Genomic DNA, 9,108 nt, shown 5'->3' with positions numbered 1-9,108 from the left:
GAAGAAGGGTCACGGCGTTTTGGTTCGCCTCCAAAGGGCGGGCATCCCACAGTGAGGAAACGCTATGTCTAACAAGAACGATCTGATCGGCGTCGTCGCCGACAAGGCGGGCCTGACCAAGGCCGACGCTGCACTGGCTGTTGATGCCGTGTTCGACGCTGTCACCGCTTCGCTGAAGAAGGGCGAGGAAGTTCGTCTGGTCGGTTTCGGCACGTTCGCGGTTTCCAAGCGCAAGGCCTCGATCGGCCGCAACCCGGCAACGGGCGCCGAGATCAAGATCCCGGCTTCCAACCAGGCCAAGTTCAAGCCCGGTAAGGGCCTCAAGGACGCGATCAACTAAGAACGCGCTTCGGTCGATAGACCACATGGCCCCGTGCGCTCGTCGCCGGGGCCATTTGCTTTTCGGCACGGGGCAGGGGCGTTGCCCATTGGTGGCACGGCTGCACGTATGGCTGGGTGGAGGAATGGTGGGCGGTGACGGTCTCGAACCGCCGACCCTCTCGGTGTAAACGAGATGCTCTACCAACTGAGCTAACCGCCCGTCGACAACCTAACGGGTCACCATTGGCGACCCCTGGGGATCAGCAGACACTGACCTCCCGGCGCGACGAAGGCGCACTAACTAGGGTCTCGGCGACAGGCCGTCAACCCGTGGCGCTGAATCTGGCTGTGCCGTTGCATCATCCCCCTGTAGAATGGCCTCGCTATGCGACGGTTTGTCGGACGAAAGCCAGGGAGGGCTCGATGTCGATTGCCGAGGTAAGCCGATTCGAACTGCCCGGTTTCTCGGGCAGCCTCATCCACCCACACCACGCCGACTATGACGAAGCGCGACGCGTCTACAACGGCATGATCGATCGCCGGCCGGCAGTCATTGCGCGCTGCAGCAGCGCCGACGACGTGGTGCTGGCCCTCGGTCTGGCGCGCAGCAAGGGACTGCCGGTGTCTGTATTCGGTGGCGGCCATGCCGTTACCGGCTCGGCCGTCTGCGATGACGGCATCTGTATCGACCTGCGCGGGATGAAGGAAATCCGGATCGACCCGGTGGCGCGGACATGCCGTGCCGAGGCCGGCCTCAACTGGGGCGAGTTCGACGCCGCTACTGCCCGGCATGGGCTGGCGCTGACGGGTGGGCGCAACCCGACGACCGGAATCGCCGGTTTGTCGCTCGGCAGCGGCAGCGGGTGGCTGGAGCGCAAGTTCGGCTATGTCTGCGACAACCTGATCTCGGCCGAGGTGGTGACCGCCGATGGCCGTCAGGTCATCGCGTCGGACACCGAGAACCCAGACCTGTTCTGGGGACTGCGCGGCGGCGGCGGTAACTTCGGCATCGTCACGGCGTTCCACTTCAGGCTCCACCAGCTTGGGCCGATCGTCCTCGCCGGCGCACTGATGTATCCCGCGCCGATGGCCGGGGCGGTGCTGCGCCACATGCGGGATTTTATCCGCACGGCGCCCGACGAGGTGGGCATCGGCATGGCCTTCACCACCGCGCCGGATGCGCCGTTCGTACCCGAGCCGGCACGGGGCAAACCCATCGTCGTGGTGCAGGTGATTTTTGCCGGTGACATGGAGCAGGGCGCCACGGTGCTGGCGCCGCTGCGCGCCTTCGGTCCGCCGGCAGCCGACCTGGTGCAGCCGATGCCCTATACGGAGTTCCAGAAGCTGGGCGGCAACTTCCCCGGCTCGCAGAACTACTGGACCGCTGACTTCCTCAACGAGCTGCCGGAGGAGGCGATCGACGCCTATGCGGCGCTCGCCCTGACGCCGCTATCGCCTCAGTCGGCGATTATTCTTGTTCCCGGTGGGGGAGCGCCGTCGCGAGTCGATGAGGAGGCCACGGCCTTTGGCATGCGCACGGCGCCGTGGAATGTGCACTATATCTGCGGCTGGATGAACCCCGCCGACAACGCTGCCAATACCGCGAGGGTCAAGGAGATCGCCGCCGTGTTGAAACCCTGGTCGACTGGACGAGTCTACCTCAACTACATCGGCAACGAGGGGCAGGATCGTGTCGACGCGGCGTTCGGCGCCAGGAAGCTGGCTCGGTTGCGTGACCTCAAGGCCAAGTGGGATCCTGATAACGTCTTTCGGCACAACCACAACATCCGGCCGGCGGACAGCCAAGGCTGAAAGCGGAACGAAAAATGCCAGTCTGCAAAGGCATTTGCAGGCAGACGTGGAAAAGTCGGAAGAAAGTATGGGCTGCGCGCGGTTTCGGCGCTTGACACTCTTCGGCACGCCCTCTAAACGGACGCCACGTTGCGCGGACGACTGGTTCGCAAGCGCTGCGGGAGTAGCTCAGTTGGTTAGAGCGCCGGCCTGTCACGCCGGAGGTCGCGGGTTCGAGCCCCGTCTCTCGCGCCACCCTTTTCCTTCACATTTCTGAAGACTGTTGGTGGCCGAAACCGGTGTGCCTGCCGGTTTGCCATGCTCACTCCTTGCAATGGCCGTCCCCCCACCACATTTCTAACCTACGAGCAGTTCCCCAACGGAACCGCCGCGACCTGATGTGCATTTAGATCTGTTGGAGGCGATCCCGGAGGCTCGGCCATGCTGCTGTCATTGCGATTGATGCTCTTGGGCACGCTGTTGGCGGCCTCGGCAGGCGTCGCCACAGCCTCCGACCTGATCACCGTGCCGGTTGGCACCAGCGAAGTTGCTGTCCCAGTCGCCAGCGGGTTTGACTGGAGCGGCTTTTATGCCGGCGTCTATGGCGTGGTGCAGTCGAACCCGGCCCGTGGCACTGAACTCGGCGCGGGAATCGCTGCCGGGGTGAATGCGCAGTTCGACTTCTTTCTCGTCGGCGGCGAGGTGGCCCTCCACGGGCTGACCGGGGACACCATTGAAACAGCCTATGGTCAGGTGACAGGTCGCGGTGGTCTGCTGGTGACCGAGGACCTGCTGGCCTACGCCTCGGCCGGCTACGGCATGGAGCTCAGCGGCACCGGTGAGCGCGACTTCCTCGCCGGCGGCGGGCTCGAATACGCGGTGACCGACGATATCTCCGTCAATGCCCAGTACCTGCGCGGCTTCGACCTCGAAGGCGGCAACCCCAAGGACCAGTTCAGCCTCGGCGCGCGGTTCCATTTCTAGGCGAATCCGACGGCCATCCGCCGTCGAGCCATGTGTCACCTGCAGAGCTCGGGCAGAAAGTAGAACACTCAACTGGCGCCGATTGCCGGAGGACCGTTGCGGGCAGGGCGTCTCAGCCAGTTTGCCGATGCTAAGTTGAGCGTACTAGTCAACATTAGTTTTCCTTGAATCGCTCTAAGGCGTGGGCTAAGCCCGTGCCACACGAAGTCGCGTCGTCTCGCGGGCCCAAAATCGCCCGTCCGGCCGCGCGAGCCGGCCACTCCAGCCGGCCCGACCATTAGGCTGCACAATGAACGAGTTGCTCAGCAACTACCTGCCGATCATCATTTTCGTCGGTCTGGCTGCCGTTATCGGCCTGGCCCTCATGGTTGCCCCCTTCATCGTTGCCTACAAGCGACCCGACCCCGAGAAGGTGTCGGCGTTCGAAGCGGGTTTTGAAGCATTTGACGATGCGCGCATGAAATTCGATGTGCGCTTCTACCTGGTGTCGATCCTGTTCATCGTCTTCGATCTCGAAGTGGCGTTGCTGTTCCCCTGGGCCGTGGCGTTCCGTGATGTCGGCTGGTTCGGCTTCTGGTCAGTCATGATCTTCCTGGGCGTGCTGACCATCGGCTTCATCTACGAATGGAAGAAGGGCGCGCTGGAATGGGATTGAGTGAACAAACTCTGGTCGCACCGCAGCCCAAGGGGCTGATCGACCCCGCTACCCAAAAGCCGATCGGCGCCGACGATCCGTTCATGGCGGACGTGAATGCCGAACTCGCCGACAAGGGCTTCCTGGTTTCGACGGCCTCGCAGCTCATCACCTGGGCGCGCACCGGTTCGCTGATGTGGATGCAGACCGGCCTCGCCTGCTGCGCCGTGGAAATGATCCAGATGTCGATGCCGCGCTACGACATCGAGCGATTCGGCACTGCGCCACGCGCCTCGCCGCGCCAGGCCGACGTGCTGATCGTTGCCGGCACGCTGACCAACAAGATGGCCCCGGCACTGCGCAAGGTCTACGACCAGATGCCGGAGCCCCGCTACGTCATCTCGATGGGCAGTTGCGCCAATGGCGGCGGCTACTATCACTATTCGTATTCTGTGGTGCGCGGCTGCGATCGCGTCATGCCCGTCGACATCTATGTCCCGGGTTGCCCGCCGACCGCCGAGGCACTGCTCTACGGCATCCTGTTGCTGCAGAAGAAAATTCGCCGCACCGGCACGATCGAACGTTAGGACCGGCCATGAACGACGGCCCCATTCCTTCACCGCTTGCGGCGCTCGCTGAGCGTGCGCGTAATGCGCTCGGCGAAAAGATTGTCGATCACAAGCTGGCTTTTGGCGAACTGACGCTGACCATCGCTCGTGACGCGATCATCGACGTTGCGACGTTCCTGCACGACCACGAGGCGTTTGTCGGCATTACCGATGTATGCGGGGTGGACTATCCGGAGCGCGAAGAGCGCTTCGACGTGATCTACCACCTGCTCAGCCCCAAGCAGAACCTTCGCGTGCGGTTGAAGCTCTCGACTGATGACACGCAGCCCGTGCGGTCGATCACCGGGCTGTTCCCGGGCGCCGACTGGTTCGAGCGCGAGACCTACGACCTGTTCGGCATCCTGTTCACCGGCCATCCGGATCTGCGCCGGCTGCTGACCGACTACGGCTTTGACGGCTATCCGCTGCGCAAGGATTTCCCGACCACCGGTTATGTCGAGGTTCGCTACGACGAAGAGCGCAAGCGCGTCGTCTATGAGCCGGTGAAGCTGCCGCAGGAATTCCGGCAGTTCGATTATCTGTCACCGTGGGAAGGTACGGATTACGTACTGCCTGGGGATGAGAAAGCAAAATGACGGCAGTCGGCAGTCGGCAATCGGCAGTAGTTTGGGGGCGGAGCACGCCTGATGACGATCGAGTCGTATCGCGATCTGCGTGTCTGGCAGGAGGCTATGGATTTGGCCGAAGCCTGCTATCGACTGACGACTGGCTTCCCTCGAGAGGAGGTCTATGGACTGACCTCGCAGATTCGGCGGGCGGGTGCCTCGATACCGGCGAACATAGCCGAGGGCTATGGACGCAACAGCAAGGGGTCGTACGTGCAGTTCCTTCGAGTTGCGCAGGGTTCTCTCAAAGAGCTCGAGACGCACATTCTTCTCGCGGGGCGACTGGGAATGATCGAGACGCAATCGGCCGAGCCGGTGCTCGCCAGTTGCGACGCGGTCGGACGCATGCTGCTTGGGCTTCTGCGGCAACTGGAGCGCAACGATTGACGCAACCGACTGCCGACTGCCGATTGCCGACTGCCGCCTATTCGGAGTGCTGCGATGTCTGAGGTTGACGTCCGAAACTTCACCATCAACTTCGGGCCGATCCACCCCTCCGCCCACGGTGTGTTGCGCCTGATTCTCGAGCTCGATGGCGAAGTTGTCGAGCGGGTCGATCCGCATATCGGGCTGCTGCATCGCGGCACCGAGAAGCTGATAGAGACCAAGACTTACCTGCAGGCCGTGCCGTACTTTGACCGGCTCGACTATGTCGCGCCGATGAACCAGGAGCATGCCTACTGCCTCGCAGTAGAGAAGCTCCTCGGTATCGAGGTGCCGCTGCGGGGGCAGTTGATCCGTGTGCTCTATGCCGAGATCGGGCGCCTCCTGTCGCACATGCTCAACTGCACGACGCAGGCGATGGACGTCGGCGCGCTGACCCCGCCGCTGTGGGGGTTCGACGAGCGCGAGAAGCTGATGATCTTCTACGAGCGCGCTTCAGGCAGCCGCATGCATGCGGCGTACTTCCGTCCGGGTGGGGTGCATCAGGATCTGCCGCAGGCGCTGATCGACGATATCGGCGCATTCTGCGATCCGTTCCTCCTCGTCCTCGACAACCTCGAAAAACTGCTGACCGGCAACCGCATCTACATGCAGCGCAACGCCGATATCGGTGTGGTGTCGGCGGAAGACGCCTGGAAGTGGGGGTTTTCGGGCGTGATGGTGCGTGGCTCGGGCGACGCCTGGGACCTGCGCAAGGCGCAGCCCTACGAGTGCTACGACCGGCTCGAGTTCGACGTTCCGGTCGGCAAGAACGGCGACTGCTATGACCGCTACCTCGTCCGCATGGACGAGATGCGCCAGTCGATCCGCATCATGAAGCAGGTGCTCGATCTGCTGAATTCGCCCGAAGGGCAGGGGCCGGTGGCCTCGACCGACGGCAAGGTGGTGCCGCCCAAGCGCGGTGAGATGAAGCAGTCGATGGAAGCGCTGATCCATCACTTCAAGCTCTACACCGAGGGCTACAAAGTGCCGGCCGGTGAGGTTTACGCCGCGGTCGAAGCGCCCAAGGGCGAGTTCGGCGTCTACCTCGTCAGCGACGGCACCAACAAGCCGTACCGCTGCAAGATTCGCGCGCCGGGTTTCGCGCACCTGCAGGCAATGGATTTCCTCTGCCGGGGACACATGCTGGCCGACGTCGCCGCCATCCTCGGTTCGCTCGATATCGTGTTTGGTGAGGTCGACCGGTAATGTCCGTCCGCCGTTTAGCAGATGAGGCCGTCCAGCCGACCACCTTCGCCTTTACGAAGGAAAACCAGGCCTGGGCCGAAAAGAAGATGGCGGAGTATCCGCCGGGCCGGCAGCAGTCGGCCGTGATCCCGGTGCTGTTCCGCGCGCAGGAGCAGCAGGGCTGGGTCAGCCGCGCCGCCATCGAGGCGGTCGGTAAACTTCTCGACATGCCCTATATCCGCGTTCTCGAAGTCGCGACCTTCTACACGCAGTTCCTGCTGCAGCCGGTTGGCACGCGTGCTCATATCCAGGTGTGCGGCACGACGCCGTGCATGCTGCGCGGCGCTGAAGAGATCCGCCACGTCTGCGAGCGCCGGATCAACCACAACCCGTTCGAGACCAATGCCGAGGGCACGCTGAGCTGGGAAGAGGTCGAGTGCCTCGGCGCCTGCGTCAACGCCCCGCTGGTGATGGTCGGCAGCGACACCTACGAAGACCTGACGGTCGAGAGCTTCGAGGCAATCCTCGACAAATTCGCCGCCGGCAAAGGCAGCGACGTGAAGCCGGGTCCGCAGATCGCACGGCAGTTCGCGGCGGCCGAGGGCGGCCAGACGACGCTGCTCGAGAAGCCGACCGCCAAGCGCACCTACAAGCCGTTCCCACCGCCGCCGGCCGCACCGGCGGCTGCGCCTGGCGCGGCACCTGCGGCCCCCGCAGCCGCTGCGCCGGCCCCTGCCGCAAAGGCGGCCGAGCCGACCGCTGCCGGCCGGAAGAACACCACCACCGAAGAAACCGCGCCGGCGCTGAAATCGCCGTCGCCGGTAAAGCTTTCGACAGCGACCGCCGAAGCCGAACGCCAGGCTGCCAACACGGAAGCCAAGGCCGATGGCACGCCCAACCGGGCGATGCGCGAGACCGCCACCGGCGCGGAATCGCCGGCCGGCAAGATCGATGCCGGCAAGACCGACACCAAGGCCAAGCGAGCACCCGCTCCGGCGAGCGCCGTGTCGCCCAGCGTGGATGGCGGTGCAAAGCTGTTCGATGCGCCCGCCGGCCAGCCGGATGACCTCAAGCTGATCGCGGGCGTCGGCCCGGTGCTCGAGGGCAAGCTCAATGCCATAGGCATCACCACCTGGGCCCAGGTGGCGGCGCTGAAGAAGGTCGATATTGCCCGGCTTGAAGATCACCTTGCATTCCCGGGCCGGGTGGCCCGCGATGAGTGGATCAAACAGGCCAAGGCGCTCGCCAAGGGTGGCGTCGAGGAATATCGCAAGGTGTTCGGGAAGGACCCGCGCTGATGCTCGCTGACCAGGATCGCATCTTCACCAATCTCTACGGCACCGGTGACTGGGGCCTCGAAGGCGCCCGGGCGCGTGGCGGCTGGGTGGATACCAAGAAGTTCATCGACAACGGTCGCGATTGGATCGTCAACGAGGTCAAGGGCTCCGGCCTGCGCGGCCGCGGCGGCGCAGGCTTTCCTACCGCGCTCAAATGGACTTTCATGCCCAAGGAAGGCGTCAATGACGGCCGTCCGAGCCAACTCCTCGTCAACGCCGACGAGTCCGAGCCCGGGACCTGCAAGGACCGCGAGATCCTGCGCCACGATCCGCACCACCTGATCGAGGGTTGCCTGCTCGCCGGCCGCGCCATGGGCGCGCACATCGCCTATGTCTACATTCGTGGCGAGTTCATCCGCGAGCGGCAGAATTTCGAAGCCGCCGTGCAGCAGGCCTATGACGCCAGGTTGATCGGCAAGAACAACGTCCATGGCTGGGACTTCGAGATCGTCGTCCACCACGGTGCCGGCGCCTACATCTGCGGCGAAGAAACCGCGCTGATGGAGTCGCTGGAAGGCAAGAAGGGCCAGCCGCGCCTGAAGCCGCCGTTCCCCGCGGCGATGGGCGTCTATGGCAACCCGACCACGGTCAACAACGTCGAGTCGATTGCCGTCGTCCCGGAAATCCTGCGCCGCGGTGGCGCCTGGTTCGCCGGCATCGGCCGGCCGAACAATACCGGCACCAAGCTGTTCATGGCCTCGGGTCACGTGAACAAGCCGGCGGTGTTCGAAGATGCGCTCGGTGCTACGTTCGAAGAGCTGATCGAGAAGCATTGCGGCGGTATTCGCGGCGGCTGGGATAATCTGCTTGCCGTCATCCCGGGTGGCGCCTCCTGTCCGGTGGTGAGGGGCGAAGACATGCGCACCGCCATCATGGATTTCGACGGGCTGCGCGAGAAGAAGTCGTCGTTCGGCACCGGCGGCATGATCGTGCTCGACAAGTCGGCCGATATCATCAAGGCGATCTGGCGCATCCAGGCGTTCTTCAAGCATGAGAGCTGCGGGCAGTGCACGCCGTGCCGTGAAGGCACCGGCTGGATGATGCGCGTGATGGAGCGCATGGTCGAAGGCCGCGCCCAGAAGCGCGAGATCGACATGCTGTTCGACGTGACCAAGCAGATCGAAGGGCACACCATCTGTGCGCTCGGCGATGCGGCGGCCTGGCCGGTGCAGGGCCTGATCCGCAACTTCCGCGAC

10 protein-coding genes and 2 tRNA genes are annotated in these 9,108 nt (G+C 64.0%); 11 read left to right on the top strand and 1 reads right to left on the bottom strand.

Going from position 1 to position 9,108, the window contains the following annotated elements; translation table 11 throughout:
• The first annotated feature begins 64 nt into the window (after positions 1-64).
• Entirely contained in the window at positions 65-340 is a 276-nt protein-coding gene (locus VGV07_RS23535) for an HU family DNA-binding protein (RefSeq protein ID WP_055881846.1), read from the top strand.
• Positions 341-465: 125 nt separating this feature from the next.
• On the opposite strand, the gene VGV07_RS23530 is transcribed toward VGV07_RS23535, so the two are convergent.
• Positions 466-541 (bottom strand) — tRNA-Val (locus tag VGV07_RS23530).
• A gap of 203 nt (positions 542-744) precedes the next feature.
• Between VGV07_RS23530 and VGV07_RS23525 the strand changes: the two genes are divergently transcribed.
• From VGV07_RS23525 to nuoF, 10 genes are all read left to right on the top strand, one after another.
• Positions 745-2,133 (top strand): FAD-binding oxidoreductase, encoded by a 1,389-nt coding sequence (locus tag VGV07_RS23525; protein ID WP_326871181.1) that lies wholly within the window; start codon positions 745-747, stop codon positions 2,131-2,133.
• Positions 2,134-2,290: 157 nt separating this feature from the next.
• A tRNA-Asp gene (locus VGV07_RS23520) sits at positions 2,291-2,367 on the top strand.
• Positions 2,368-2,553: 186 nt separating this feature from the next.
• Positions 2,554-3,096 carry a porin family protein gene (locus tag VGV07_RS23515; RefSeq protein WP_326871180.1) on the top strand — a complete coding sequence of 181 codons (543 nt, stop codon included), beginning with the start codon at positions 2,554-2,556 and terminating at the stop codon, positions 3,094-3,096.
• A 289-nt stretch (positions 3,097-3,385) separates the two neighbouring features.
• Complete coding sequence (locus VGV07_RS23510) at positions 3,386-3,751, top strand: NADH-quinone oxidoreductase subunit A (RefSeq protein ID WP_055881655.1); 366 nt, start codon at positions 3,386-3,388, stop codon at positions 3,749-3,751.
• The gene (locus VGV07_RS23505; protein ID WP_326871179.1) at positions 3,742-4,317 is read left to right on the top strand and encodes an NADH-quinone oxidoreductase subunit B; all 576 of its coding nucleotides are present in this window, start codon (positions 3,742-3,744) and stop codon (positions 4,315-4,317) included. Before VGV07_RS23510 ends, VGV07_RS23505 begins: the two co-directional genes overlap by 10 nt.
• An 8-nt stretch (positions 4,318-4,325) precedes the next feature.
• Positions 4,326-4,934: an NADH-quinone oxidoreductase subunit C gene (locus VGV07_RS23500; protein WP_326871178.1), complete on the top strand. Its 609-nt coding sequence runs from the start codon at positions 4,326-4,328 to the stop codon at positions 4,932-4,934.
• A gap of 51 nt (positions 4,935-4,985) precedes the next feature.
• Positions 4,986-5,351 (top strand): four helix bundle protein, encoded by a 366-nt coding sequence (locus VGV07_RS23495; protein WP_326871177.1) that lies wholly within the window; start codon positions 4,986-4,988, stop codon positions 5,349-5,351.
• 54 nt (positions 5,352-5,405) lie between these two features.
• Positions 5,406-6,596 (top strand): NADH-quinone oxidoreductase subunit D, encoded by a 1,191-nt coding sequence (locus VGV07_RS23490; RefSeq protein WP_326871176.1) that lies wholly within the window; start codon positions 5,406-5,408, stop codon positions 6,594-6,596.
• The gene (nuoE, locus tag VGV07_RS23485) at positions 6,596-7,873 is read left to right on the top strand and encodes an NADH-quinone oxidoreductase subunit NuoE (RefSeq protein ID WP_326871175.1); all 1,278 of its coding nucleotides are present in this window, start codon (positions 6,596-6,598) and stop codon (positions 7,871-7,873) included. Before VGV07_RS23490 ends, nuoE begins: the two co-directional genes overlap by 1 nt.
• The coding region (gene nuoF / locus VGV07_RS23480; RefSeq protein ID WP_326871174.1) for an NADH-quinone oxidoreductase subunit NuoF at positions 7,873-9,108 on the top strand (1,236 nt) is incomplete at its 3' end. The genes nuoE and nuoF, both read left to right, overlap by 1 nt.

The organism is Devosia sp., assembly GCF_035944845.1.
Lineage (GTDB): Bacteria > Pseudomonadota > Alphaproteobacteria > Rhizobiales > Devosiaceae > Devosia_A.
The sequence above is the reverse complement of the archived record's forward strand: the minus strand, read 5'-3'. Positions and strand labels throughout refer to the sequence as shown.